Source organism: Modicisalibacter luteus DSM 23508, from assembly GCF_000378505.1.
GTDB lineage: Bacteria > Pseudomonadota > Gammaproteobacteria > Pseudomonadales > Halomonadaceae > Modicisalibacter > Modicisalibacter luteus.
The window spans coordinates 139,819-165,206 of record NZ_KB899994.1 but is presented as its reverse complement, the minus strand read 5'-3'; the positions used below and the strand labels follow the sequence as shown (position 1 = coordinate 165,206).

Sequence of the window (25,388 nt, the reverse complement as noted above, 5' to 3'; positions counted from 1 at the left end):
CGTATTTCCTAGTCGTTCACCTTGAGCACGGCAAGGAAGGCATCCTGAGGAATCTCCACTCTACCAACCTGCTTCATGCGCTTCTTGCCTGCCTTCTGCTTCTCGAGGAGCTTCTTCTTACGCGAGACATCACCGCCATAACACTTGGCTGTCACGTTCTTGCGTAACGCCTTCACGGTCGACCGGGCCACGACCTGCCCACCAATGGCGGCCTGGATCGCGACATCGAACATCTGGCGCGGGATCAGCTCTTTCATTTTCTCGACCAGGAGACGTCCACGGCCATGGGCATGATCACGGTGAATAATGGCAGCCAACGCATCGACCTTATCGCCGTTAATCAGCACATCCAGGCGTACCAGCTTGGCTGCCTGGAAGCGCTCGAAACTGTAATCGAGAGAAGCATAGCCACGCGAGATCGACTTCAGCCGATCGAAGAAGTCCATGACGACTTCACTCATCGGCAATTCGTAAGTTAGCTGGATTTGATTGCCCAGGAATTGCATGTCGAGCTGAACGCCCCGCCGCTGCTCGCACTCGGCGATGACATTACCCACGAATTCTTGCGGCACGAGGATACTGGCACGCACGATGGGCTCACGCATTTCGTCGACGTTAGCCATATCGGGCAATTTGGAAGGGTTGGAGACGTAGCGTATCTCGCCATTGTCCATGGCCAATTCATACACAACCGTCGGTGCCGTGGTAAGCAGATCGAGATCGTACTCTCGCTCAAGGCGCTCCTGGATGATCTCCATGTGTAGCGTGCCGAGGAACCCGACCCGGAAACCGAAGCCGAGGGCGTCGGAATTTTCCGGCTCGTAATCCAGCGAGGCATCGTTCAGCGCCAGCTTCTCCAGCGCATCGCGGAAATCTTCATAGTCATCGGCACTCACCGGGAACATGCCGGCATAGACCTGAGGCTTGACCTTCTGGAAACCAGGCAGGCGAGGCACATCCGGAGTCTTGGCGTGCGTTATAGTATCGCCCACTGGCGCGCCATGGATATCCTTGATACCGGCAACCACGAAGCCGACTTCACCGGCACGCAGCATACCGGTTTGATGACGCTTGGGATTAAAAATGCCAATCTCGGTGGCTTCCCAATCGCGACCTGTGGACTTCATGCGAATCTTGTCACCCTTTTTCAGGGTGCCATCGAAGATTCGCACTAATGACACTACGCCGAGATAGTTATCGAACCAGGAGTCGACAATCAAGGCCTGAAGCGGACCATCGGCATCACCCTTGGGTGGCGGGATATCGCGCACCAAGCGCTCGAGAAGCCCTTCCATCCCGAGCCCCGTCTTGGCCGAGACCTGACAGGCGTCAACTGCATCGAGACCAATGATTTCCTCGATTTCCTGAGCGACTCGATCCGGATCGGCCTGGGGCAGGTCGATCTTGTTGAGCACCGGCAGTACTTCAAGATTCTGAGCGATAGCCGTGTAGCAATTGGCCACCGACTGAGCTTCGACGCCCTGGGCCGCATCGACGACTAACAACGCGCCTTCACAGGCATAAAGCGAGCGTGAAACTTCATAGGAGAAATCGACATGCCCGGGCGTGTCGATGAAATTGAGCTGATAGGTTTCGCCGTTCTCGGCCCGATAGTCGAGCGTGACCGACTGAGCCTTGATGGTGATGCCCCGTTCGCGCTCGATGTCCATCGAGTCGAGCACCTGCTCTTTCAATTCGCGCTCGGTCAGGCCACCGCAAAGCTGAATAATGCGATCGGCTAGCGTCGACTTACCGTGGTCGATATGCGCGATGATTGAGAAGTTTCGAATGTGCTTGATGCGACCGGGACTTGCCTTGTCTGTCATTTATCCTATATCCGCCATACTGTTTGTGCGCCTTGTCCAGGCGCAACGGGCAAATTTTCCGGCCATTGTACCGACAAGCCGGCATCAAGGACAGCAAGCCGGCCATGTGCTGACGAAACAGCGACGGGGCCGCATGGCCCCGTCGCTAATACCGGCACGTCGCTAATGGCGCCTTACTCTCCTTTACCCAGGCGCAGGGCAACGAACAGCGAGCGACCATCACGATACAGACGCATCGGCACGGCCCGGTTGCCTTCTACCTTGCGGATGACTTCGGCCAATTGCTCAGGCGAGCTGATGTTCTGCTGATCCAGCGATACGATGATATCGCCGGCACGCACTCCCGCCTTGGCAGCAACTCCGGCAGGATCGACCTGAACCACACGCACACCGGAATCGAGGTCGAGACGCTGTAGCTGCTCCTGCTCGAGCGGCGCGACACTGACACCCAAACGGCTCTGCGGATCACGCGCACTACTGGAAGTGCCGGCCCGGGCCTCTTCCGGCCAGTCACCCACGGTCACGGTGTTCTCGACACGCTCCCCATTGCGTAGCACTTCGAGCTTGGCCTCACTTCCGGGATTGACGCGCCCGATCAGTCGCGGCAGCGTGGTGGAGCGATCGACCTCTTCACCATTCACCGACAGGATGATATCCCCTGCCTTGAGCCCGGCGTCGGCAGCCGGCGTGTTGGGAGCAACCTCTGCGATCAGGGCCCCCTTGGCACCGTCCAGACCAAAAGACTCCGCCAGGTCACGTGATACCGGCTGGATCACCACCCCCAGCCAACCACGGCTGACGCGGCCTTCCGAACGCAACTGGTCGGCAATATCCATAGCCACATTGATGGGAATGGCGAAAGACAGCCCCATGAAGCCACCGCTACGGGTGAATATCTGGGAGTTGATTCCCACTACTTCCCCGTCGAGGTTGAACAGCGGACCACCGGAATTACCCGGATTGATCGCTACGTCAGTCTGAATGAAGGGTACATAGGCATCGCTCGGTAGGGTACGGTCAATGGCACTGACGATACCGGACGTTACCGAGTGGTCGAAGCCGAACGGAGAACCGATGGCCGCCACCCATTCGCCAACCTCTAGCTGATTGGAGTCGCCGATATTGAGTGTCGGCAGGTCATTGGCATCCACTTTCAACAAGGCCACGTCGGTCTTGGTATCGGAACCGATGACTTCGGCACCGAGTTCACGACGATCATTCAGTCGCACCACGACCTCGTCAGCACCGTCGACGACATGCGCATTAGTCAGGATGTAGCCATCCTTGTCGATGATGAAGCCGGAACCCAGTGAGTGGCGCTCTTCCGACCCGCCAGGAATGCCTTCCTGCCCGAAGGGTATCTGGTCACCGAAGAAATGACGGAAGATTTCTGGAATTTCCTGACCCTGCGGGCCGGAAAAAGGCATGCTACGACGCTCGACCTGACGCGTTGTGGAAATGTTGACTACCCCCGGTGCCGCCTGCTTGACCAGCTCGGTAAAGTCGGGCAACTCTCGCGCCTGTGCAGCTTGCACACCGAGCGTAGCGACCAGCAGCAACAGCCACACGGAGAACTGTCGTTTGATGCGTTGCATTGGGTACTCCTGCTTCGTGCTCTTGAGCTTAGCTAATTACACTCTTGTCATTACCAGAGGTTGGCGAGCCCGGAACGACTCGTTAACGCTCGGAACGCCACGTTTGATAGCAAGGCAAGAAAAGAGTTCATCATGGCGGGCAAAATCATAAATGTCTGATCAAGTCGACGCCTTGTCCACCAGTAGGTGCGGTCGATAACGATGACTCCAGCGCCAGCCAATCCATCGAGCAATACACACACCGAACAAGAGCCCGCCAACGAACACCAGCGGTACGATGACATGCCCCGGCGTGGATAATGTTTCTGCCACCCCTCCCGACACCAGGGCAAGACCTAGCGGCCATGCGTACACCGTGAGGGCGGCACTCAAGAATCCGCGCACAGGAATCCTGACGCGCACGATATCGCCAACCTGATACGTACCCGGAGTAGCAATCTGCAGCCGAGGATGGGATCGCCAGCGAGACAGTAATCCCATACCGCAAGAAGTGCGCCCGGTACAGCCATGGCAACTTGCCTGCTGCAACGTTTCGACCCAGACGCCACCGGCAAACACATCCACCACCAAGGCAGGCGTGTCCAACCAGGCTGCATCCGCACCACGCTCCGTCACAGTGTCACGACTCAGGCTCTATGTCCGAGGAATCAGGCTGGAACTGCAACTCCGCCGCAACACGCACCAGGACCTGCGGGGGCAACTCCCCCATCACCACGATTTGCATCAAGCGGCCATTAAAGGGCAGATGTCGGACAGCAGCGTAGGAAATACCGAGACGATGCAGACCTGGTCGTAAGGCAGGCGAATTGCCAGACAATGGCTCGATGAACAGGCTAAAACTCGACAGGCCATCGCTAAACAGGCGATGCGACAGAGCACTCCCTGGCGCCTCCCCGCTATCGGGGAGAGGCGAAAGTTGGTATCCCGAGGGCAACCAGCCAGGCTGCCATGGCCCTTCTGGACGGGAACCCAATGTTTCGAAAGAGACCGATTGATCGTAAAGCGTCGGATCGACAAGCTCGGTCATCTGAAAAGTCTCAAGAATGCGGCCATCGATATCGAGCAATACCTGTTTCAGGGGAAGCCCAGTCTGAATGTCCAACCACAAACGATGGCCATAACGAAGACTATCCAAGGGCTCTATATCCAAGCGGATACTACGCCTTCCCGCAATCCTCTCTTCGCCCCCCAGCGTCAAACGATAAAATTGCCCGACACGCTCAGCATCTAATAACGGCGCGGTTGGATTTATCCCCTTTCTGCTGCTATTTCCGCTCCCGACGATCTTGCCATGTCTCTCATAAACCACGGGTGGGCCATCAAGATAGCTGGCCACCTCACGGACAACCCCATTGCGAACATCATGGGAAAGCGCCAGCGTCCTGACACCTTCGCGACTTATGCGAACGGCACGTGCCTGAAAGATATAACAATGTCCCGCCAGCATACTCCGCTTCAACCATTCGGTTGCCGTGGATGGCGCGGGCTTATCAGCGAGTTGCGGACAATCGAAGCCCTTACTGGACTCGGCACTGGCCGATACCGCAAGGAACATCAAGCATATCGTCACAGCCGTACAGGCAACGAAGCGCGACCTGACCATCAACGGGTACTCAGCGATTCCTGTGCAGATGCCCGCAGCAGCGGCATCCAGGCTTCTCCGGAGCGATAGGCGGCCCCATCGGCATGGCGATCAAGGTAAGACTGAAGAAGCCGGGCCTGTTCGAGATCTGCACGTTGAGACTGGCGCTGATTCGGGGACATGAACAAGGGCGCACTGTCATCACCGGCACCAACTGACATGAGGCCGTTGCCTAGCATCGGCGAAGTCTGGAACAGTGGCATGTCAACCGGTGTACTCAATGAATCCGCCCCCATGGACGCGGGCGCTATCGTCGAAGACGGTGCGTTCTCGATGTTGCGGCTTGCCACTTCGGATGTTCCAGCAACGTCCATCCCGTTATAAAACTGGACGCCGGTAATTACCATCAGAGAGACAGTCGCGGCGACTGCAGCGCTCCCTGCAAAGGAGAGCGAGCCTTGACGACGCACCTGCCGGGAAGTATTGGCAGCGCGGGGAACAGGTTCATCCTTGATGCGAGCCATGATGCCCGCTGACAGATCGGTGCTGACATCTATGTCGCGATCACGCTGCATGAGACTGCGGGCCAGATGATAGCGGCGCCAGTGCTCAGCGGTATCAGGCGAATCGTCGAGAACCCTTAGTACGCGCCGCAATTCGAGCTCATCGCCTTCATTGTCCATCAACGCGGACAGTGATTCACGCAGATTGTCCTTCATCCTCACACCCTCATACTCGCCAATGCGATCGGTCGGAGTCACTCCGATCCATTATTATCAACATGATACGAACCATGCCCGAGCACCCTCAGGATGCTGGCACCCTCTCCCTCGCACCGTGAGGTACGAACACTCTTGAGACGTCTTTAGCTCTGGACAGTTCATTTATGGCACGAAAAAATTTCACCGTCATTCCTGTATCGCATCCTTGGTACGCGCTGTACTTACGTAGGGTTGGATATGCTTATCCACGGCTTCACGTGCGCGAAAAATACGCGAACGAACCGTACCCACAGGGCACTGCATGATGTTAGCGATATCTTCGTACGACAGACCATCGAGTTCACGAAGCGTAATCGCTGTGCGTAAATCCTCGGGCAGATTCTCAAGCGCCTCGAAAACAGCCGCCTCAAGCTGGTCGCGTGACGCAGACGCTTCGGGTGTCTCGATGTCCGATAGGCGACCGCTCTGGTCAAGGACTTCTGCATCGCCAATGTCCAGGTCACTGCCGGGTGGACGACGCCCCTTGGAGACCAGGTGGTTCTTGGCCGTGTTGATGGCAATTCGGTACATCCAGGTATAAAAGGCGCTTTCGGAGCGAAACTTGTCCAACGCCCGGTAGGCCTTGATGAAAGCTTCCTGGGCAACGTCCTGCACCTCGGCATGGTCATGCACGTAGCGACCGATCAGGCCAATAATCTTGTGTTGATACTTCTTTACCAGCAGGTCGAATGCTCGCGTATCCCCTTGCTGAGCCCTTTCCACAAGTTGTTGATCGGTTTCCCTATTGCCCATTCACCCTCTCCCTTTGCGGGCTGGACGGGGCGCGTGCACAGCGCACTGGGGGTCATTCATGAGTGACATGGTTCGCTTCAGGATCATGGAGTCAGTCTGCGGCCCCGTGCTGGTCATCGTTAACACAAGTGTTCCTGTTTATTGAAATGCCTTCAAGTTTGTCGGTAGACCGCGCCCAGCAAGCACCGACCGGACCGCTTTCACTCCACCGGCATTGATTTCTTGTTAGCCAACGCGCGATAGTAGACAACATTCCCTTCCAGCGCGAACAGTTACAGGTAGCTGAATGTCAGAACAGCAAGTTAATAACATCAACGTCCTGGCCCAGGACGTCCTGATCACGCCAGAAGATCTGAAGCGTGAGATCCCCTTGACCGAAGCAGCGGAAACAACGGTCCTCGAGGGCCGGCAGACCATCCAGCGCATTCTCGATGGCGATGACCCCCGCCTGATCGTAGTGGTGGGCCCCTGCTCGATCCATGACGTGGAAGCCGCCAAGGAGTATGCCCGTCGCCTGAGGGTCCTGGCCGACGAGGTAAAGGATTCGCTGTACATCGTCATGCGCGTCTACTTCGAAAAGCCGCGCACTACTGTCGGCTGGAAGGGGTTGATCAATGACCCGCACCTTAACGATTCCTTCGAGATCGAGGAAGGCTTACATATCGCGCGCGGACTGCTGGTAGAGTTGGCCGAAATGGGCCTTCCACTCGCGACCGAAGCCCTTGATCCGATCTCTCCGCAGTATTTACAGGACTGTATCAGTTGGTCGGCCGTCGGTGCACGTACCACCGAGTCACAAACCCACCGCGAGATGGCGTCCGGCCTGTCTTCCCCGGTCGGCTTCAAGAACGGCACCGATGGCAGTCTCGATGTCGCTGTCAATGCCCTGCAGTCCGTCGCCCATCCTCACAATTTTCTGGGGATCGACCAGACCGGCAAAGTCGCCATCATCCGCACCCGCGGCAATGCATACGGCCATGTCGTCTTGCGGGGTGGCAACGGCAAGCCCAATTACGATAGCGTCAGCGTGGCGCTGGCGGAGCAGGAACTCAACAAGGCCGGCCTCGGCGCCAACATCATGATCGACTGCTCGCATGCCAACTCCAACAAGGATCCTGCGTTACAACCTCTGGTCCTGGAAAACGTCACCAACCAGATCCTCGAAGGCAATCGATCCATCATGGGATTGATGGTCGAGTCCCACCTCGGCTGGGGGAACCAGAAAATTCCCGAGGACCGCAGCCAACTGAAATACGGCGTTTCGATTACCGATGCATGCATCGACTGGGAAACGACAGAGAAAACCTTCCATCAGATGGCAGAAAAGCTCAAGCCGGTCCTGGCCCAGCGCCGTAGCGTATAACGCAAACCAGGGCCGACCAAACCCAAAAGGCCTGCCAGAAATGGCAGGCCTTCTACGTATCTGCACCTTTACTCGCTAGCCATAACCAGCGGCAACGATCACTGCATCACACCATCGATCTCGCGCTGGAATGGAGGCAATGAATCGAGTAAAGCCCGACCATAACGACGCGTAAGTACGCGTCGATCCAATAGCGTGATACGTCCTTGATCGGCTTCCTTGCGGATCAACCGACCACAAGCCTGAACCAGTTTGATCGAAGCATCAGGTACCGAAATGCGCATGAATGGATTCCCGCCTCGACTCTCGATCCATTCGGCCATGGTGGCGCCGACCGGATCGTCAGGTACGGCAAAAGGCAACCGTGTGATGACCACATGGGTCAGATAATCCCCAGGCAGATCAATACCCTCAGCGAAGCTGGCGAGGCCAAAGATGATGCTGCCCTCGCCAGCATCGACTCGCTTACGATGACGCTCGATGAGTTCGCGCTTTGGAAGCCGATCCTGGGAAAGGACTCGATCCTCCTGTTGCGTACGAGACAATGCCTTCTCCACGGCACGCATTTGCGCCCGCGAGGAGAACAGCATCAGTACCGCTTCGGTCGCTTCCAACGAGCTGACGAAGTCAACTATGGCCCGCTCATGGGATTCGCGATCCACTGGGTCGACAGCTATCTGAGGGATACTCAGTACAGCCTTGGAATAGTCGAAAGGGCTCGGCAACCGCTGGTAGCGATAGCGATTGGCCAGCCCGGCACGCTCCTGGAGGCGCTCGAACCGGCCTAGTGCCGTCAGCGTCGCAGAAGTAATGACTGCCCCAAAGCAGCTGCCCCACAGATAGCGAGCCAGGGTTTCTGCCGCCGAGACGGGGCTGGCCGAAAAAGTCAGCTCATTATCCCCCCCTTGCTGCTCGAAGGTCATCCATCGGGCCTGCGGTGGCTCTCCCTCCCTGTCATCCGCGGCCATGGCCTGCCACAAGGCATGGGCTTCCAGGGCACGTCCATGCAACAGGGCCACCAATGGCAACCAAGGCTCGGCCTGCTCTTTTGCCAGCCCGGTCGACTTGTCCGGATCGAGGCTTTCACGCAGGATATCGGCCATGGTTTCCATGTTGCGCGACAGCTCGGCAAACGGCACGACCAAGGCCGATGCCAGCTCACGCAGCGGCTCAGGCGCTCGCCCCATCGCGAAACGATGATGCCGGGATTCTTCTCCCGAGCCATGGGGTAGCTCGGCAATCTGGTGCCCTAGCGCATAGGCCTCTCCGAGGCGAGGCTCAAGCGCTGCAATCAGCTCGGGGAAACCCGCCAACAGCCGTGCCAGCGTTGGCTGGGAGGCAAGCGCCGCGTTCAACTCGGTCAGCGATTTCTTGAGGGTACGCAACCAGCGCAACGTGGCATTGACACCAAAGCGATGGTAGAAATGTTCGAGCGCCTTGTCCGGCAGATGGTGCCCTTCATCGAAGACATAGATACAGTCTTTGGGCGACGGCAGCACGATGCCACCGCCCAACGCCAGATCCGCCAGGACCAGGTCATGGTTGGCAACGATGACATCAGCTTGATCGAGATGCCGTCGTGCCCGGAAGAAGGCACAGGCACTGAAATGGCTACAGCGGCGATTGGTACACTGCCGATGATCGGTCGTCAGGCGTCGCCACTGGCCATTCTCGATGGCACCAGGCCAACTGTCTCGATCTCCTTCCCAGCGGCCATTGCCGTACGCTTCCGCCAGTTCCTGCACCAATACATGAAAATCGTCCCCGTCGCGGGATTCGAGCGCCTGTTCGAACAGAGACAGCGTGGGGTTTTCCTCGACGCCGTCCATGGCCTGATCCAGCTTGGCTACACACAGATAGCGTCCTCGGCCCTTGGCCAAGGCATAGTTGAACGACAGGCCGCTATGCTTCTTGAGCGCAGGCAAATCCTGATACAGCACCTGTTCCTGCAGCGCCACCGTGGCTGTCGAAACAACGAGCCGTTTGCCGCGCGCCTGAGCCACCGGTAGTGCCGACAACAGGTAGGCCAGCGTCTTGCCTGTCCCCGTCCCGGCTTCGAGCACGCAGATATGCTCATTGGATAGGCGGCGCCCGCTATCGTCTGTCTCTATGGATGCCAGGGTCCGTGCAATCTCGGCGATCATCAGCCGCTGTCCGTAGCGCGGAGTCAGCTCGAGCCCCTCCAGGACCCGACGATACGCGGTTTGGATCTCGTCCTTCAGGGACTCTTTGAGCATGGCTTTTCTCAGAGCATCCCTTCGGGCGGATGCTCGCAGGGAAGCTTGTCATTGATGTAGCTCTCGATTTCGGGAAGCGAAAAGGCATCCTCCTCACCCACGAAGCTGATCGACACACCCTTGGCCCCGGCTCGCCCGGTACGCCCGATGCGATGAACGTAGTCTTCGGGATCTTCCGGCAGCGTGTAATTGATGACATGACTGACATCATCGATATGAATGCCGCGACCGGCCACATCGGTAGCAACCAGTACCGATACCTCACCTTCGCGAAAACGCTCGAGAGTCTTGATGCGCTGATTCTGAGGTACATCCCCGGACAGCATTGCTACATTGATATCGGCCTTGCGCAGTAGATCGTCCAGCTTACGAACCAGATCACGGCGATTGCCGAACACCATAACGCGCTCGAAGTCCTCTTGCTTGAGCAGGTTTACCAGTAAACGCTGCTTGTCATCATCGCTGACGAGGTAAACCCGCTGATCGATGTGCGCTGCGTTATCAACGGTCACCTCGATTTCGACGTGGGCTGGCTGATGCGTCCACTGGCTAGCGAGATTGAGGATATCCGGGGTAAACGTTGCCGAGAATAGGAAGGTCTGACGTTCTTCCTTTTTGGGCGTGTAGCGGATGATGCGCTTGACGTCCGGGATGAAACCCATCGACAACATGCGATCCGCTTCGTCGAGCACTAGCACTTCGACCTGGCTCAAGTCGATGTCACGCTTCTGATGGAAATCCAGCAATCTTCCAGGCGTAGCCACGAGGATATCGAGCTTCTTCCCCAGGCTGTCGCGCTGCTTCTGGTAGTCCATGCCACCAACCACGCTGGCCACGTTAAGTGACGTGAAGCGCGCCAGGGCCTTGGCATCCTTTTCAATCTGCAGGGCCAGTTCCCGTGTCGGTGCCACGATCAATGCGCGCGGCGCACCCGGCAATTGCCCGTCAGGGACTTCCTCTTCGAGGAAGTAGGCCAACATGGAAATCAGGAAGGCCGCCGTCTTGCCGGTACCTGTCTGGGCCTTGCCCACCACATCGCCACCCAGCAATGTATGGGCCAACGCCTCTGCCTGAATCGGCGTGCAGTATTCGAACCCCAGGGCATGGATCGCCCGCATCAGCGGCAACGGTAGATCGAAGTCATGGAACCGCCACTTGCCTGCAACCGGCGCCACCTGAAATTGTCGCAAGTCCCAGCTGGGCTGCGATCTGCGCGGCTTCCGCCGGCGACGCTTGGGTTTGCGGTTCTGGGCCGGCGCTGGTGTCTTTTCCGACTCACTCATAGGCTTGAGATTCTATTCCGGAATTCGATGGATGGAGAAACAAGCCGCCATTGTAACAGCCATTGGCAATCAGGGCGCGTCCCCGACACTTGCAGGTGACTGTCGGCCATTCCTGCCTAGCTGTTAGAATCGCCCTCATCCAACACAGGAAAGCTCTATGACACGCAAGAAGAAGACGCGCTCACTGGCCGACAAGGTGACCCTGCGTACCGGTCGGCGCAAAGACTATCGCAAGTGGCGCCATGAAAATCCCGACGAGGTGACCTCTTCACGGCGGTTCGTCCAGAAAAAGCGGCAGCAGCGGAAGGCACAAGCTGCTCGCAAGCAGGCCCGCCAAAAGGAAGCGCCTCTGTTGGATCTCAACGGCCGCCCAGGGAATACCGACAGAAACGGAGACGAGTAATGCGCTTGGTGTCCTTCAACATCAACGGTATTCGTGCGCGGCTCCACCAGTTGGAAGCACTTGTGACCACTCATTCACCGGATGTGATTGGTCTACAGGAAACCAAGGTACAGGACGACGATTTTCCTGCCGATGCCGTGCGGGCGCTGGGTTACCACGTGCACTTCCATGGCCAGAAGGGCCATTACGGCGTTGCCCTGCTCTGCCGCGAGGAACCCGAGGAAGTTTTCTACGGATTTCCAGACGATGGGGAAGAAGCCCAGCGCCGCCTGATTGGTGTCCGCCTCACAGGAGCTGATGGCCAGTCAATGACCGTCTGGAACGGTTATTTCCCTCAAGGCGAAAATATCAGCCACCCGACAAAATTCCCGAACAAGGAGCGTTTCTATAACCAGATGCAGCGCCTCCTTGAAGATACGCATCGCCCCGAGGAACGCATCGCGGTCATGGGCGACTTCAATATCTCACCGGAAGATATCGACATCGGCATTGGCGAACCCAGTCGCAAGCGTTGGTTGCGTGAGGGCAAGACCAGCTTTCAGCCGATCGAGCGAGAATGGCTGGGACGTATCAAATCATGGGGAATGCATGACTGTTACCGGCTTTGCTATCCGGATAGACATGATCTTTTCAGCTGGTTCGACTATCGCTCGCGAGGGTTCGAGCGCGACCCTAAACGCGGCCTTCGCATCGATTACATCCTGGTGAGCCAGCCCTTGGCCGAGCTTGTCACGGATTCAGGCATCGACTATGTGTTGCGTGGCATGGAGCGGCCCTCGGATCACGCGCCGGTATGGGCCGAACTCGACCTATAGCTATCAGCTTTCGCTGCGAACATCGACCTGGGTGGGGGGCGGAACTGCCCCCTCGCTTGCGCTATCGAGTGTGACCAGCCAGGCCTCGGCCTGATCGGCACCGGCTTTTTGTGCTGACATGAACGCCTGTCGGGCCTTTTCCCGCTCGCCAAGTTCGACATAAGCAATGCCTTCGAGCAACCAAGAACGCGCCGAATTCTCCCCGGCTTCACGCGCCTTGACCGAAGCGTCGATAACAGCTCGCCAATATCCCCAGCCATAAGCCAGTTCAACGAGCCGGCGCCAGTCCTGCCCTGCCTGAGTCTGTTCGGCCAAGTGCCGCCATGCCTGAAGAGCGCGATCACGATCCTTCGCTGCCGCCCATGCCTCGGCCAATAACCGCTGATTGGCCTCGTTACGTGCCAGCTCGCCCTTTTTCAGTGCCTCTTCCAGATATTCTGCTGCTCTCGCCGGGGTACCCCCCGCCATATGCAGCTTCACCAACTGACGCAAGTCGTCTTGGGTGGCCAGCACACCTTGACGCCAGGCGGCATCCCAGAGCGCAGCTGCGCGCCCGGTATCCCCCAAGCGCTGAGCCAGTGCCGCAGCACGACGCCAAGCGTCAGGATTGTTACTGCCCCCAGACAGTAGCTGATCCAGGATGGCAAAGGCGGCATCGTTGCGCCCGGCACGTTGATAGACGCTCGCCGCCAGGCCGAGACGCTCGTCCGTCGTCGACGCATCGTCCCGGCGGGCACGGTCCACCCAGCTCGCCGCGGCCTGCCATTGCGACTGACTGGCCAGGCTCTGGGCCATCAGCCAGTAGTCCTCAGCCCCGGCCTGCCCTCCGGCTTGGCTGAGCCATCGATCAAGGAGCTCAGAGCCTCTTTCGCTTTGCCCGGCACGCAGCCGCAAGCGCGCCTCATGATTTAGCCACTGGAGGCGCTGTGCAGCTTCGACCCCGTCGATGCCACGCGCCGTGGCAAACAGGTCGGCCGCCTTCGCGTCATTACCCATGCGCGCCTCAGCCGTAGCGGCCAACTGCAAAAAGAGTGCCCTGGCCCAACGATCGGACGCATTACCGCCTTCGAGCCGCTCAGCCGCACTCTTGGACCGACTTGCCACATTGGCGGTATCACCTTCGGACAAACGTTGCTGCATGGCCTCAAGACTGCGCACCATATCGGGGCGCAACGCGGGCGCTGCTTGGCCGATCATAGGAAAGAGGACGACTGCGATAATTCCGCTACCGCACACAAGCGCACGAAGCTGCCTATGCGTCACCATGCCTTACCCCTCGAGCTTGAATTCAAGACGCTGACGCGCTTCGCGCGGTGCCGACGCAGTAGGGAAATGCCAGTCAGCGATAGCCCGCATGGCAGCGCGCTCGAACACATTGCGTGGCCGAGCCTCGACGACGCGCAGAGAACCTTGATCCACCCTGCCATTGGGCTGAATGGTGAAACGCACTTCGACGTATCCTTCGATTCCCCGCCTCAAGGCGCGCCGCGGATACTCGGGAGGCACCCGACGCGTCGGCTGAGGCGAGGCAACTTCTCCACTAGCCGCCGATGCGGCAGTGGATGCCTGACCACTATCGACCAACGACTCGGTAGGCGTTGACTGAGGCTGCGAACTTGGCGCTGACACAGGCTTGGGTTCAGGGGCAGGCTCGGGGCGCGGCTCAGGTCGTGGTGTCGGCTCAGGCTGGGGCTTGATCTCCGTCAGTTCAGGCAGCTCCATTTCCTGAGGCGCTGCAGGCGCCTCCGTCGCCGGCAAGTCAGGTTCCGGCATGGCAATATTGCTATCGATTGCCGGGCTCGGCATCGGTGCAGGCGGCAGAGGCGGTGCACTGGCCGGTGGGGGCGGCATCGACTCTGCCGGACTCGCGACACCCTCGGGAGCTTGCTCAGCCGGCGCCTCGACCATGGATACGGACAGAGGCATCTCGATGACCTGTCGCTCGTCTTCCGGCGGCGCTACCAGCAACGCCAGCAAAAAAAATAGCGCTAGCGCTAGTACGATACCCCCCGCCGTGCCCAGCAGGTAACGCATCAGCGACTCCCTCTGGTTGCAGCCACCGCGACGTTGTCGACCCCAGCTTCGCGGATACGATCCATGACCTCTACCAACAACCCTGTCGTCGAGTTGCGGTCAGCCTGTATCACGACGCTTCCCTCGGCGCTCACCATGCTGGCCACGACCGGCCCGACTCGATGAGTGTCTACCGGTTTACCGTCAACCCAGACCGAACCTTCATTACTAATAGCAACCATTACCTGGGCATCAGGGCGCGGTGAGGCAGCCGAAGACTCGGGGCGATCAATCTCGATACCGCTCTCTTTGACGAAACTGGTCGTGACGATGAAAAAGATCAGCATGATGAACACGACATCCAGCATCGGCGTGAGATTGATCTCGGCCGCCTCACCGTCACTTTGCATTCGACGTCTACGCATGGGTTCTCTCCACATATTCCTCGGCGGCACGAGCCATGCGATCGTGCAAACGCTGATCCTCGCGCCGGATCACCTGCTCCAGGCGCGTCGTAAAGAGCAGGCCGACGACAGCGACAGCCATACCGGCCAGCGTCGGCAGGGTCGCTCGCGCTACACCGTCGGCCATTGCTCTCGCTTGGCCAACATCGGTCATCGCCAAGCTATCGAACACATGGATCATCCCTGTCACCGTTCCCAATAGACCCAATAACGGGCATAACGAGACCAGCAACTTGAGCCAAGGCAGGGGCTGCCGCAAACGCGCGATAAGATCCCGGGTCCAAACTTCACGCAGTGTCAATGCGCTCCAGCTGGCGTGGTCGCGGCGCGCTGTCCACCGAGACACCAATGCCTGCCGCGCCCTACGATGGGTAAAACGCCAATAAAACCATCGTTCAAGCCCTAACGCGAACAAGGCAGTAGCCACGACTGCAATCACGACCAGCACCGCCCCACCGGACTCGGCGAGACGGTAAAGCGGCTCAAGCAAGAGAGGCATGGCGACGCTCACTGACCTCGGCCGGACGGGATTCGAGATGCTCCGCCAGTACAGCGCTGGCTCGCCCTTCGAGGGTTCCGATCAGATCACGGCTGCGGCTGGCTAGAGCCGTCTGTGCAAAGAGTAAAGGTACTGCCGTGATCAAGCCCAACACGGTCGTCACCAAGGCCTGGCTTATCCCGCCGGCCATCAGCTGTGGGTCGCCGGTACCGAAAACGGTGATCGACTGGAAAGTGACGATCATCCCCGTGACAGTCCCCAGCAGCCCCAGCAGTGGCGCAACGGCTGCCAGTAGCTTGACCAGAGGCTGGCCACGCTCCAGGCGTGGCTGCTCAGCCAGCAGCGCCTCGTCGAGACGCGCTTCCAGCGCCTCGGGGGCATGTCCTTCGTTCAAGGCACTGAACCGCATCAAGACTCTCCCCAGGGGATTGTCCTGACGAAGGGAGTTCGGCTCACGCAGTTGCCGTCGCATACGCACCGTGACCAACAGCAAGTAGGCGTACTGCGCCAGGGCAATGGCGAGACCGATGCCCCCCAGCGCTACCACGACGTAACCTACGGCACCGCCCTGTTGGAAACGCTGCCAAAGGCCAGGTTGCTGTGCCAGAGCATCAAGCACCACACCACGGGTCGGATCGAAGGCGACCACCTCGCCGATTCCACCTTGGTATGCTTCGAGTAGCTCCGAGACATAGGACGGTGTCTGCTCAGCGACGCTTAGTGGCCCTGACTCGGTGGGCACTCGTAGTAACTGGCCGTTGCTGAAGCCCAGATAATCGCCAAGCCGAACGACGTCTCGGGACGTGACCTCACCGGCCGCACCGGCAACCGGCGCGGTGAACTCGATGCCCTGCCCGCTTTCGATCGTGAGCGATATCAGGTTGTCGCCCAAGGCGGAAAGCGCGGCGACGTCCAGCAATCCTTCATCGTCGAGACGCGCAGGTAATTGAGCTTGACCACCCACGATGAGCCAACTGTCGTTCAGTGAGTTACGCAGATCGCTGGCATGGCGTCGTGCAACGTCATAAACACTTTCCAGATCGCCAGCTTCCTCGCTTCGGCGTTCACGCAACTCACCGAGACGTGTCTGTTGCTCGGATTGCTGGGTTTCTAGAGATTCCTGGCGCTCCCGGGCTTGAGCCAGCGACTCACGTGCCTCGGCGAGTGCCGCGTCAAGCGCCTGCTGATCGCTAAGCAGGGCCTCGAGGCGCTGACTATCCCGTGCCTCGGCAGCTTGATGGTCGGCGCGCAGGGTTTCCAAGATTTGACCGGGGGACGGCCGACTGCCGTCGGTTCCGGACAGGTCCTCGCCGCTTTGGGCTAACGCCAGCGGTAACCAGGACAGCAGACCAAACGTCAGTAGCACGCGGAACTTCATGACGTTTCCTCTTTCTGCGGCCCGCTGACAGATACCTCGATCGAGGTCGGTAAAGCCAGCAATTCTGGGGCACGCTGCTCTCGCGCAATACGTATGCCCTTGCGCACCTCAGCCAATTGCTCATCGTTAAGCGACTGCCACTGGTTGGCACGGCTTTTCCAGACACCCCCTTTGCTTCCATCGGGAGCGACGTAGTACCAACCCACACGCCCCAGACGCAAGTAATCGACTTCACGATTTTCCGCTCCGACGAGCTGCCCCCGCCAAGCATCCATTTCACGTCCGTAATCGAGTTCGGTGCGCCAAGCGGCCAGGACCCTATCCAGTTTGTCCGATGCGCTCATCTCGGCGTCGGCAAGCATGTTTTCAAGCTCGTCGACACGTGCCAGACGCTCCTCCTGCAGGAATGGCAGGTCCGCCTCCACCCACCGGCGCAGTCTATCGACCATGTCACGCATCAATACCGGAAGTGCTTCGCGAGTTTCCGATAAGGTGCTCAGCGCCTGTTCACGCTGCACAATGGCGTCGGATTGCCGTTCGACCAATGGGGCAAGCTCTGCATTATAGGCCCTGAGCCGGTTGGCCTCGCGCTCCGCCGCACGCAATTCACGTAGCGCCTCTCGTGTTGCCTCGTCTGCCGCATCAATCTTTTCCTGCAGTTCGGCCTGCTCTCGCTGCGCTTCGATGCTTTCCTCGCGTACGTCGTTCTGAGCCAACGCCAAGGTACAGGCTCCCATCAGGAGCATGACGACAGATAGGCGGCAGGAACGGCGCAACAGTCCTTGCTTCATGTAACTTGCGCTCATTAGTTTCCTCACTGGCGCTAGGCGTGGAGCAGAGATCACGCGCAGCGCTTCAATCAGAACAAATGACCAAGCTAATACAAACAAGAACAATTATCAATAAAGATACTTTCGCTTCCATGAAAAAACCGGCCCCATCAGGAGCCGGTTTTGCGATAAATCGCCGTGCCGTACTTACAGCTTCTGTTCAAGCTCCGGCAGGATCTGGAATAGATCGCCTACCAGGCCGTAATCCGCCACCTGGAAGATCGGCGCCTCCTCGTCCTTGTTGATCGCTACGATCACCTTGGAGTCCTTCATCCCCGCCAAGTGCTGGATTGCCCCGCTGATTCCCACCGCGATGTAGAGCTCCGGCGCGACAATCTTGCCGGTCTGCCCTACTTGCATGTCATTGGGCACGAAGCCGGCGTCCACTGCCGCACGCGACGCACCGATCGCTGCCCCCAGCTTGTCGGCGATTCCGTCGAGCAGTTTGAAGTTCTCGCCATTGCCCATGCCACGGCCACCGGAGATGACCACACGCGCCGCGCCCAGCTCAGGCCGCTCGCTCTGTTCGAGTTGCTCGTCGACGAAGCTCGACAGCGAATTATCGACCGCCACATCGACCATCTCGATGGAGGCATTGCCACTCTCGCTGATGGCGTCGAAGGCCGTGCTGCGCACAGTCAGCACCTTGAGCGGATCGGCGCTCTGCACAGTGGCGATGGCATTGCCGGCGTAAATCGGACGTTTGAAGGTATCAGTGCTCACCACGTCGAGGATGTCGGAAATGGCAGCGACGTCCTTGAGTGCAGCCAGCCGCGGAAGCACATTCTTGCCGGTCGTGGAGGAACTGGCCAGCACGTGGCTATAGCCGTCGGCAAGACGCACCAGCAGGTCGGCCAGCGGCTCGGCAAGCTGGTGAGCGTAGGCTGCATGGTCGGCGACACGCACCCGTGCCACGCCATCGAGCTTAGCTGCCTGCTCGGCTACGCCCTGCACGTCCTGACCGGCAACAAGGAGGTCGATGTCACCGCCACCGATCTGCTGCGCCGCGGCGACTACATGCGCGGTGGCGCCGGAGAGATGGCCATCGTGATGGTCGGCGAGGATCAGGATGCTCATGAAATCACCTTGGCTTCGTTCTTGAGTTTGTCGACTAGCTCGTCCACCGAGCCGACCTTGATGCCTCCCTTGCGCTCGGCCGGGGTCTCGACCTGCAGCTGGGTGACCTTGGAGGCGATGTCGACGCCGAGCTCCTCGGGGGTCTTAGTCTCGAGCGGCTTCTTCTTGGCCTTCATGATGTCGGGCAGCTTGGCATAGCGCGGCTCATTGAGACGCAGGTCAGTAGTGACCACGGCGGGTAGCTTGAGCGCTACGGTCTGCAGGCCACCATCAATCTCGCGGGTGACATTGACGGTGCCTTCCTGGACATCCACTTTCGAGGCGAAGGTACCCTGTCCCCAGCCAGTCAGCGCAGCCAGCATCTGCCCGGTCTGGTTGTTATCAGTGTCGATGGCCTGCTTACCGAGGATCACAAGCTGCGGCTGTTCCACGTCGACGACCTGCTTGAGCAGCTTGGCCACCGCCAACGACTCGACACGCTCGTCAGTGGCGACGTGGATGGCCCGGTCGGCCCCCAGTGCTAGCGCAGTACGCAACTGCTCCTGAGCAGCCTTGGGCCCGACGGTCACAGCGACGATTTCCGTGGCAACGCCCTTCTCTTTCAGACGCACCGCCTCTTCGACGGCAATCTCACAGAATGGGTTCATGGCCATCTTGACGTTGGTAAGGTCGACGTCGGAATGATCCGCCTTGACGCGGATCTTGACGTTGTAGTCAATGACGCGTTTAACCGCGACGAGTACTTTCATGGCGTCCTCGTTAGATTTTCGCTTGTTAGAACCAGCAGCTATATATTCATGCAAGCGTTTGATAGGGAGTCGAAGCCGTAAAAGGACCTAGTTTGCCACAGCTTGTTAAGCGGCCCAATACGGCCAAACGCCAAGCGGGCGGCATCCATTGACTGGAGCATATCACTAGCATGAAAGCAGAGTGGAAGCAAACGACCGTTTTAAATATAGTGATTTAGTCACAGAAGCTTCCAAACGACAGAATGGATGCGGACCATCAACGTGCCTGACCCCGTCCATACACGATATGATACGGCGCAGTGAAACGACTTCCGATGCAGGGCATAGAATTTTTACCAACCTGCACCGATCGATAAGAATGGTAGCCAAACACGGTGCTGCAGCGCGATAGCACCGCTTGACCGAGGAGAGTAAGACGTGGAACGCGAACACATGGACTTCGATGTAGTCATCGTCGGTGCCGGCCCCAGCGGCTTGGCCGCTGCTTGCCGCCTGATGCAGCAGGCCAATGAAGCCGAACGCGAACTCAGCGTCTGTGTGGTCGAAAAGGGTTCCGAAGTCGGCGCGCATATTTTATCCGGTGCCATCTTCGAGCCCCGGACACTCAACGAGCTGTTTCCCGACTGGGCAGAACGTGGCGCGCCTTTGAATACGCCCGCGATACGCGACGAAGTCTACCTCCTCAAGGACGAAAACAACGCCCGTAAACTCCCCAATGCCCTGATCCCCAAGACCATGCACAATGTCGGCACACCTGGCGCCGACAATGAACAGAACTACGTGATCAGCGCCGGCAACCTGTGCCGCTGGCTGGGCGAACAGGCAGAGGAACTTGGTGTCGAAGTATTTCCAGGTTTCGCCGCTCAGGAGGTCCTGCTCGACGATAGCGGCACGGTACGAGGCATTATTACCGGTGACATGGGTGTCGGTGCCAACGGCGAGCCCAAGGATGGCTATATGCCGGGCATGGAACTGCGCGCCAAATATACCCTGTTTGCCGAAGGCGCCCGGGGCCACCTTGGCAAGCGCCTAATCGATCGCTTCGACCTGGCCAAAGGGCGTGATCCGCAGCACTATGCGATCGGTTTCAAGGAGCTGTGGGACGTTCCCGCCGAACGGCACGAGCCTGGACTGGTCCTGCACGGCTCCGGCTGGCCGCTCGACAAGGAAACCCATGGCGGCTTCTTCCTATATCACGCCGAGAACCAGCAGGTAGTCGTCGGCCTGATCGTGGACCTCGCCTATCAGAATCCCTACCTGTCACCCTTCGACGAGTTTCAGCGCATGAAGCACCATCCGCTGATCAAGCAGTACCTTGAGAGCGGTTCACGGGTGGCCTACGGCGCGCGCGCGATCACCAAGGGAGGCATCAACTGCCTGCCGAAGATGACATTTCCAGGCGGGCTGCTGATCGGCTGCGATGCCGGCACCCTCAATTTCGCCAAGATCAAGGGGCTGCATACAGCCATGAAGTCAGGGCTGGTCGCGGCAGAGACGGTTTTCGAGGCCCTCAATGAAGGCGATGAAGGTGGACGAGAACTCACCGCGTTCACAACCCGCTGGGAGCAGAGCTGGGCCTACCGGGAGCTTCGCGAGACTGCTAACTTCGGCCCAGCGATTCACAAGTACGGCACCATATTGGGGGGCGCCTACAATTTCATCGACCAGTGGCTGGGAGGGAAACTGCCAGCGGTACACGACACAACACCTGACCACGCCAAGCTGGAACTGGCCACCAAGTACAACAAGACCGACTATCCCAAGCCCGACGGTAAGTTGTCCTTCGATAAGCCGTCCTCGGTATTCCTCTCCAATACCAATCACGAAGAGGACCAACCCAGCCACCTCCGTCTCAAGGACCCAGCCATCCCGATTCGCGACAACCTGCCGAAGTTCGACGAACCTGCGCAGCGCTACTGCCCGGTGGGGGTTTACGAAGTGGTCGAAGGCGATGATGGTCAGCCGAAGTTTCAGATCAACTTCCAGAACTGCATCCACTGCAAGACATGCGACATAAAGGACCCGGCGCAGAATATCGAGTGGGTAGCGCCGGAAGGCGGCGGCGGGCCCAACTACCCGAATATGTAAAGCTAGCATCGGCATGCCATGGCATGCCGATGTTTCGCCTCACAGGAAACGGAATGGATTCCAGACAGTTAGTTGCCGGTAGCCACTGGGCGCTTGGGATCGCAAATCCAATGGCTCCATGACCCAGCGTAAAGCCGGGGCAAGGGGCGTCCGGCAATCGCGTAAGCCAGTATATTGTGGCAGGCGGTAACCCCTGAGCCGCAGTAACTTACGATATGATCGGAACCCGGAAGCTCGGCGTCGAGTTGCTGTGGTGCCTTGAAGGTTCCTTGTTCAGTTAGATTCGCCGAACTAGGTCGGCATATAGCCCCCGGGATATGGCCTGCCACGGCATCGATGGGCTCGCTCTCGCCGCGAAAACGTTCCAGCGAACGTGCGTCCACTTTCATGACCGATGAGTCAGTCACTCCCTCTGCATCGACCAACACCTCATTATCGAAGGTAGGCTTCCAGCTTCCGGGTGGCCCGGGGGGGCGTTCGGCCGGTAACCGCTCGACCGCCATCTCTCCTCCTGCAGCCAGCCAAGCTGGCAAGCCTCCATCAAGTACCTTGACATCGGCGTGGCCCGCCCAGCAGGCCAGCATCCACCATGCCCGGGCCGCTGCCAGTTGGCCTCCACGGTCATCGTAGACCACGACCGGCACCGACGCGCTCAGCCCCAATCGCTGTACAGTGCGGGTGCAAGCCGTCTGCGAGGGCAAGGGGTGCCGACCGCCCTCACCAGCCCTATCCGCCATATCACGCTCTAGATCGAAATGAACACTGCCTGGAATGTGGCCAGCCTCCCATAGATGTTGACCAGCCTGATCAGACTCCAGACGAGCCCGACAATCCAAAATACGTGGCGCTATCGGGCCGCGCATCAAGGTGCGCAGCGAGCTTACATCAATTAGGCAGTCTTGTTTCATGCAGGCATCCCTCCCTACAGCAGTTCGAGCGGTGAACGGCGAGCGATCAAACGACGACGGCCGGCATGCGTAAAGCGGACATCGATGACCGGATTATCCGGATCCCCTTCGACAATCAATATTTCCCCGTGGCCGAAGACGTCATGTCGAACCTGCTGCCCCGGCCGATAATACGTCGGGCTTCCTGCTACTGTATCGGCTTCAGCGCTTAGCGAACACTCAACGGGTAGCTCAACGCCTAAAGCAGCAAAATAGCGCTCTATGAGTGCCGGCACCTTCACACTAAGCGAGTCTCGTCCGTTATTCGCTAGCGCCTGGGCAACAAGATTCCCATCCTGCCAGGCACTTTCAGCCAGGAAGCGACTCGGGCGATGATCGCCAGTGTCGTGCAACATCACCAAACGCTCCTGCGCTCGCGTGATGGCAACGTAGAATAGGCGCCGCTCTTCTTCGAGACGCTCCTCATCCAACGGATTATCTTTACTGTAGTAAGGAAAATCTTCCTCGTTCATTCCCCACAGTACGACTAGCGGCCATTCCAACCCCTTGGCGCCATGCACGGTAGTGATCAACACTCCGTCGTCTTGCTCTCCCTTGGGTCGCTGCTGCCGCTCGATGAGCTCGTCCGGCGCAAGAGCAAGTTCGTCCGCTTGCTCGATCAACACATCGAGCAAGCGGACGTCCTCCTCTCCTTTTTCACGACGTGCTGCAGCTCGCTTCAGCACCTTCTCGGCGTCCAAGCGTTCTACCACGATTTCCAAGAGTTTCGCCGGTGGCAGGTTAGCCAGCCTGGGCAGCTCGCAGAGAAGCTCCCAACGACGCTTGAGCGTACGACGCTGGGCAGGCTTGAGCGAAGCAAGAAGCGCATCCTGCCGGTCGGGCCAATGCTGTGTTTGCGCCAAGTGAAGCGACAATGTCTGGAGTCGCTCACGCGCCACGAAGGATGTCGGTTGCGACAAGAGCAAAAAAAGATGAGCAGGATCATGCAGCAGCCTGGCATCGCGGCTCAGACGTAAATAACCGGCCAGAGCCTGGACCAGCGGCAGGCGGAACACGAAGCGCTCCTCACGAGCCAGCCGGAAAGGAATACCGGCACGCAAAAGCTGTAATTGCACGGCAACCGAAAGCGCCCAGTTCCTTACCAACACACAGGCCTGCTGGAGAGGCCGGGCTTGATGTTGCCAGGCCTGAAGTTCTTCGATGAGGCGAGTGGCGCCCTGCCCCGCATCCAGAGTCGTCTGCGGATTTTGCGGCGCCGCTATACACAGTTGGTCGGGGCGTCGCCGATTGTTACGAATGGCATGATTGGCTGTCAGCGCCAGGGCGTGTCCATGACGAAACGTCATCGATAGCGGATAATCCGTGGCCTGACCGAAGGTCGCCTCGAACCGTTCGAGCATGTAATCGGGACGTGCACCTCGCCATTCGTAGATACACTGGTTGGCGTCACCGACCGCCATGACCTCAGCACGCGCTCCCGTCAACAGAGAGAGCAATCGCTGCTGGGCTTCATTAATGTCTTGGTATTCATCGATTATGACGTGATCGAGAAATCCCTGAACGCGGGCCCGGGCCTCCTCTTCATTCTCCAGACAACGAAGAGGACGGTAGAGAAGATCAGCATAGGTCATACGTCCATGCTGTTCGAGCAACGCCTCATAATGATCGAAGGCCTCGACGAAATGCAGGGTGTCGGGCCCATAGTCCAAGCGCTCATAGAATTCGGCGGGCGTCGCCATCTCCGCCTTGACCAGATCGCAAAAATTTCCCAGCGCTTCAAGACGCTCCGCTTCCAACGCAGCGTCGCGAGTCGAATTGTCCGCCGTTTCCAGGCAGGTATACACGGCTTGACGTAGCAGGCGCTCGCGTTGCCAGTCGGCGGTCAATAACTCCCTGGGCGAGAGCCACCCCCACCGCGTGAGACTCTGAGTCAAGCGATGGCCAATGGAATGGAACGTGCGCACCTCAGGCAATGGTTGGCCGGGCGGCGCCATGGCAACGAGCTTGGCGGTGAAATCCTCTCGGGCGGCCCGGTTGAACATTAACACTAGAATGCGGCGTGCCGGCACGCCCCGCTGAAGTAAGTGCAGCACGCGAGCGACCAGGGTGGTGGTCTTTCCAGCCCCGGCCACCGCAGCCACGCGCGCGTGCCCTTTACGATGACGTACGACAGCCCACTGCTCGGAAGTCAGCTTCACAGCAGCTCCGTATCGATCCGCCCCAATGGCTGCCAATATCCGGCACTGGATAATCCGAGTTCGATATCCTTCCCTTGCTGACGCTGGTCGGCAATATCGACCAGGCGATAGAAGACATTACGATTGAGCCGCGCGCTCAGCCCAAAACGTATCGCCACCTCCGGGACCGGTTCGCCGTCAGGCGTCATGGACACCAATAATCGACGCTGCTCATCAAGACAAACCCTGTCCCCCACGTTGGTCGTCAACCACCATACGGCTGATCCCGCTTTATCGTGACGCTCGGCATCGACGACCAGAAACGGACGATCTTCGACGCGAACACGCATCTTCTCGACAGGCGTTACCAAATAGTAGTCGCCATCGCTTTCCCGGCGCAGAACCGTAGACAGCAGCCTTACCAAGCGGGGACGACCGATGGGCGTACCTTCATGCACCCAGACACCATCACTGCGTATCACCAGGTCCATGTCGCCACACAAATCGGGGTTCCAACGGTCTACCGGCGGAACTTCCCCATTCGCTTCGATATGGGACAACAACGGTTCCAGCGACATGATCGGGCT

At 58.8% G+C, this 25,388-nt stretch carries 23 protein-coding genes; 4 read left to right on the top strand and 19 right to left on the bottom strand.

Annotation, left to right across the window (positions count from 1 at the left end):
• Positions 1-8: 8 nt before the first annotated feature.
• From lepA to rpoE, 6 genes are all read right to left on the bottom strand, one after another.
• Complete coding sequence (gene lepA, locus F568_RS0110550) at positions 9-1,826, bottom strand: translation elongation factor 4 (protein ID WP_019018689.1); 1,818 nt, start codon at positions 1,824-1,826, stop codon at positions 9-11.
• A 173-nt stretch (positions 1,827-1,999) separates the two neighbouring features.
• On the bottom strand, positions 2,000-3,421 hold the full coding sequence (locus F568_RS0110545; RefSeq protein ID WP_019018688.1) for a DegQ family serine endoprotease: 1,422 nt from the start codon (positions 3,419-3,421) through the stop codon (positions 2,000-2,002).
• Between the two features lie 159 nt (positions 3,422-3,580).
• Entirely contained in the window at positions 3,581-4,036 is a 456-nt protein-coding gene (locus tag F568_RS22675) for a SoxR reducing system RseC family protein (protein WP_019018687.1), read from the bottom strand.
• Positions 4,037-4,040: 4 nt separating this feature from the next.
• Positions 4,041-4,976 (bottom strand): MucB/RseB C-terminal domain-containing protein, encoded by a 936-nt coding sequence (locus F568_RS0110535; RefSeq protein WP_169338671.1) that lies wholly within the window; start codon positions 4,974-4,976, stop codon positions 4,041-4,043.
• A gap of 47 nt (positions 4,977-5,023) precedes the next feature.
• Positions 5,024-5,722 carry a sigma-E factor negative regulatory protein gene (locus tag F568_RS0110530; protein WP_019018685.1) on the bottom strand — a complete coding sequence of 233 codons (699 nt, stop codon included), beginning with the start codon at positions 5,720-5,722 and terminating at the stop codon, positions 5,024-5,026.
• Between the two features lie 189 nt (positions 5,723-5,911).
• Complete coding sequence (rpoE, locus tag F568_RS0110525) at positions 5,912-6,517, bottom strand: RNA polymerase sigma factor RpoE (RefSeq protein ID WP_019018684.1); 606 nt, start codon at positions 6,515-6,517, stop codon at positions 5,912-5,914.
• Positions 6,518-6,803: 286 nt separating this feature from the next.
• Between rpoE and F568_RS0110520 the strand changes: the two genes are divergently transcribed.
• Positions 6,804-7,880: a 3-deoxy-7-phosphoheptulonate synthase gene (locus F568_RS0110520; protein ID WP_019018683.1), complete on the top strand. Its 1,077-nt coding sequence runs from the start codon at positions 6,804-6,806 to the stop codon at positions 7,878-7,880.
• 98 nt (positions 7,881-7,978) lie between these two features.
• On the opposite strand, the gene dinG is transcribed toward F568_RS0110520, so the two are convergent.
• Both dinG and rhlB read right to left on the bottom strand, forming a co-directional pair.
• Positions 7,979-10,117 (bottom strand): ATP-dependent DNA helicase DinG, encoded by a 2,139-nt coding sequence (dinG, locus tag F568_RS0110515; RefSeq protein ID WP_019018682.1) that lies wholly within the window; start codon positions 10,115-10,117, stop codon positions 7,979-7,981.
• 8 nt (positions 10,118-10,125) lie between these two features.
• Positions 10,126-11,400: an ATP-dependent RNA helicase RhlB gene (gene rhlB, locus F568_RS0110510; RefSeq protein WP_019018681.1), complete on the bottom strand. Its 1,275-nt coding sequence runs from the start codon at positions 11,398-11,400 to the stop codon at positions 10,126-10,128.
• Positions 11,401-11,557: 157 nt separating this feature from the next.
• On the opposite strand from rhlB, the gene F568_RS0110505 reads away from it, so the two are divergent.
• Positions 11,558-11,803, top strand: a complete 246-nt coding sequence (locus F568_RS0110505) for a hypothetical protein (protein WP_019018680.1) — start codon at positions 11,558-11,560, stop codon at positions 11,801-11,803.
• Positions 11,803-12,618, top strand: a complete 816-nt coding sequence (gene xthA / locus F568_RS0110500) for an exodeoxyribonuclease III (protein WP_019018679.1) — start codon at positions 11,803-11,805, stop codon at positions 12,616-12,618. The genes F568_RS0110505 and xthA overlap by 1 nt, the downstream gene beginning before the upstream one ends.
• Positions 12,619-12,621: 3 nt before the next feature.
• On the opposite strand, the gene F568_RS0110495 is transcribed toward xthA, so the two are convergent.
• From F568_RS0110495 to F568_RS0110460, 8 genes are all read right to left on the bottom strand, one after another.
• Positions 12,622-13,884, bottom strand: coding sequence for a tetratricopeptide repeat protein (locus F568_RS0110495; RefSeq protein WP_019018678.1), 1,263 nt, complete (start codon positions 13,882-13,884; stop codon positions 12,622-12,624).
• A 3-nt stretch (positions 13,885-13,887) separates the two neighbouring features.
• The gene (locus F568_RS0110490; protein ID WP_019018677.1) at positions 13,888-14,652 is read right to left on the bottom strand and encodes an energy transducer TonB; all 765 of its coding nucleotides are present in this window, start codon (positions 14,650-14,652) and stop codon (positions 13,888-13,890) included.
• Positions 14,652-15,056: an ExbD/TolR family protein gene (locus F568_RS0110485; protein ID WP_026300474.1), complete on the bottom strand. Its 405-nt coding sequence runs from the start codon at positions 15,054-15,056 to the stop codon at positions 14,652-14,654. The genes F568_RS0110490 and F568_RS0110485 overlap by 1 nt, the downstream gene beginning before the upstream one ends.
• Positions 15,049-15,594 carry a MotA/TolQ/ExbB proton channel family protein gene (locus F568_RS0110480; protein ID WP_019018675.1) on the bottom strand — a complete coding sequence of 182 codons (546 nt, stop codon included), beginning with the start codon at positions 15,592-15,594 and terminating at the stop codon, positions 15,049-15,051. Before F568_RS0110480 ends, F568_RS0110485 begins: the two co-directional genes overlap by 8 nt.
• Positions 15,578-16,972: a MotA/TolQ/ExbB proton channel family protein gene (locus tag F568_RS0110475; protein WP_019018674.1), complete on the bottom strand. Its 1,395-nt coding sequence runs from the start codon at positions 16,970-16,972 to the stop codon at positions 15,578-15,580. The genes F568_RS0110480 and F568_RS0110475 overlap by 17 nt, the downstream gene beginning before the upstream one ends.
• Positions 16,969-17,778, bottom strand: coding sequence for a DUF3450 domain-containing protein (locus tag F568_RS0110470; RefSeq protein ID WP_244874808.1), 810 nt, complete (start codon positions 17,776-17,778; stop codon positions 16,969-16,971). Before F568_RS0110470 ends, F568_RS0110475 begins: the two co-directional genes overlap by 4 nt.
• 171 nt (positions 17,779-17,949) lie before the next feature.
• The gene (locus F568_RS0110465; RefSeq protein WP_019018672.1) at positions 17,950-18,879 is read right to left on the bottom strand and encodes an electron transfer flavoprotein subunit alpha/FixB family protein; all 930 of its coding nucleotides are present in this window, start codon (positions 18,877-18,879) and stop codon (positions 17,950-17,952) included.
• Entirely contained in the window at positions 18,876-19,628 is a 753-nt protein-coding gene (locus F568_RS0110460; RefSeq protein ID WP_019018671.1) for an electron transfer flavoprotein subunit beta/FixA family protein, read from the bottom strand. Before F568_RS0110460 ends, F568_RS0110465 begins: the two co-directional genes overlap by 4 nt.
• A gap of 432 nt (positions 19,629-20,060) precedes the next feature.
• On the opposite strand from F568_RS0110460, the gene F568_RS0110455 reads away from it, so the two are divergent.
• Entirely contained in the window at positions 20,061-21,716 is a 1,656-nt protein-coding gene (locus F568_RS0110455; protein WP_040476205.1) for an electron transfer flavoprotein-ubiquinone oxidoreductase, read from the top strand.
• A gap of 68 nt (positions 21,717-21,784) precedes the next feature.
• Here the strand turns inward: F568_RS0110455 and F568_RS0110450 are convergent, their stop codons facing one another.
• From F568_RS0110450 to F568_RS0110440, 3 genes are read right to left on the bottom strand one after another with little or no spacing between them, the layout of a single operon-like run.
• On the bottom strand, positions 21,785-22,624 hold the full coding sequence (locus F568_RS0110450; protein WP_019018669.1) for a sulfurtransferase: 840 nt from the start codon (positions 22,622-22,624) through the stop codon (positions 21,785-21,787).
• A gap of 14 nt (positions 22,625-22,638) precedes the next feature.
• Complete coding sequence (locus tag F568_RS0110445) at positions 22,639-24,822, bottom strand: ATP-dependent helicase (protein WP_019018668.1); 2,184 nt, start codon at positions 24,820-24,822, stop codon at positions 22,639-22,641.
• Positions 24,819-25,379 (bottom strand): DUF1285 domain-containing protein, encoded by a 561-nt coding sequence (locus F568_RS0110440; protein WP_019018667.1) that lies wholly within the window; start codon positions 25,377-25,379, stop codon positions 24,819-24,821. The genes F568_RS0110445 and F568_RS0110440 overlap by 4 nt, the downstream gene beginning before the upstream one ends.
• Positions 25,380-25,388 lie beyond the last annotated feature (9 nt).

Excerpts from the sequence above, each read along its gene's own strand:
- F568_RS0110470 (WP_244874808.1), bottom strand. The coding sequence starts at position 17,778 with ATGAGCGCAAGTTACATGAAGCAAGGACTGTTGCGCCGTTCCTGCCGC.
- F568_RS0110440 (WP_019018667.1), bottom strand. The coding sequence starts at position 25,379 with ATGTCGCTGGAACCGTTGTTGTCCCATATCGAAGCGAATGGGGAAGTT.
- F568_RS0110465 (WP_019018672.1), bottom strand. The coding sequence starts at position 18,879 with ATGAGCATCCTGATCCTCGCCGACCATCACGATGGCCATCTCTCCGGC.
- F568_RS0110485 (WP_026300474.1), bottom strand. The coding sequence starts at position 15,056 with ATGCGTAGACGTCGAATGCAAAGTGACGGTGAGGCGGCCGAGATCAAT.
- rpoE (WP_019018684.1), bottom strand. The coding sequence starts at position 6,517 with ATGGGCAATAGGGAAACCGATCAACAACTTGTGGAAAGGGCTCAGCAA.
- F568_RS0110495 (WP_019018678.1), bottom strand. The coding sequence starts at position 13,884 with ATGGTGACGCATAGGCAGCTTCGTGCGCTTGTGTGCGGTAGCGGAATT.
- F568_RS0110490 (WP_019018677.1), bottom strand. The coding sequence starts at position 14,652 with ATGCGTTACCTGCTGGGCACGGCGGGGGGTATCGTACTAGCGCTAGCG.
- xthA (WP_019018679.1), top strand. The coding sequence starts at position 11,803 with ATGCGCTTGGTGTCCTTCAACATCAACGGTATTCGTGCGCGGCTCCAC.
- F568_RS0110535 (WP_169338671.1), bottom strand. The coding sequence starts at position 4,976 with ATGTTCCTTGCGGTATCGGCCAGTGCCGAGTCCAGTAAGGGCTTCGAT.
- F568_RS0110475 (WP_019018674.1), bottom strand. The coding sequence starts at position 16,972 with ATGAAGTTCCGCGTGCTACTGACGTTTGGTCTGCTGTCCTGGTTACCG.
- F568_RS0110480 (WP_019018675.1), bottom strand. The coding sequence starts at position 15,594 with ATGCCTCTCTTGCTTGAGCCGCTTTACCGTCTCGCCGAGTCCGGTGGG.
- F568_RS0110520 (WP_019018683.1), top strand. The coding sequence starts at position 6,804 with ATGTCAGAACAGCAAGTTAATAACATCAACGTCCTGGCCCAGGACGTC.
- F568_RS0110505 (WP_019018680.1), top strand. The coding sequence starts at position 11,558 with ATGACACGCAAGAAGAAGACGCGCTCACTGGCCGACAAGGTGACCCTG.
- F568_RS0110450 (WP_019018669.1), bottom strand. The coding sequence starts at position 22,624 with ATGAAACAAGACTGCCTAATTGATGTAAGCTCGCTGCGCACCTTGATG.
- F568_RS0110545 (WP_019018688.1), bottom strand. The coding sequence starts at position 3,421 with ATGCAACGCATCAAACGACAGTTCTCCGTGTGGCTGTTGCTGCTGGTC.
- F568_RS0110460 (WP_019018671.1), bottom strand. The coding sequence starts at position 19,628 with ATGAAAGTACTCGTCGCGGTTAAACGCGTCATTGACTACAACGTCAAG.
- lepA (WP_019018689.1), bottom strand. The coding sequence starts at position 1,826 with ATGACAGACAAGGCAAGTCCCGGTCGCATCAAGCACATTCGAAACTTC.
- rhlB (WP_019018681.1), bottom strand. The coding sequence starts at position 11,400 with ATGAGTGAGTCGGAAAAGACACCAGCGCCGGCCCAGAACCGCAAACCC.
- F568_RS0110530 (WP_019018685.1), bottom strand. The coding sequence starts at position 5,722 with ATGAAGGACAATCTGCGTGAATCACTGTCCGCGTTGATGGACAATGAA.
- dinG (WP_019018682.1), bottom strand. The coding sequence starts at position 10,117 with ATGCTCAAAGAGTCCCTGAAGGACGAGATCCAAACCGCGTATCGTCGG.
- F568_RS0110455 (WP_040476205.1), top strand. The coding sequence starts at position 20,061 with ATGGACTTCGATGTAGTCATCGTCGGTGCCGGCCCCAGCGGCTTGGCC.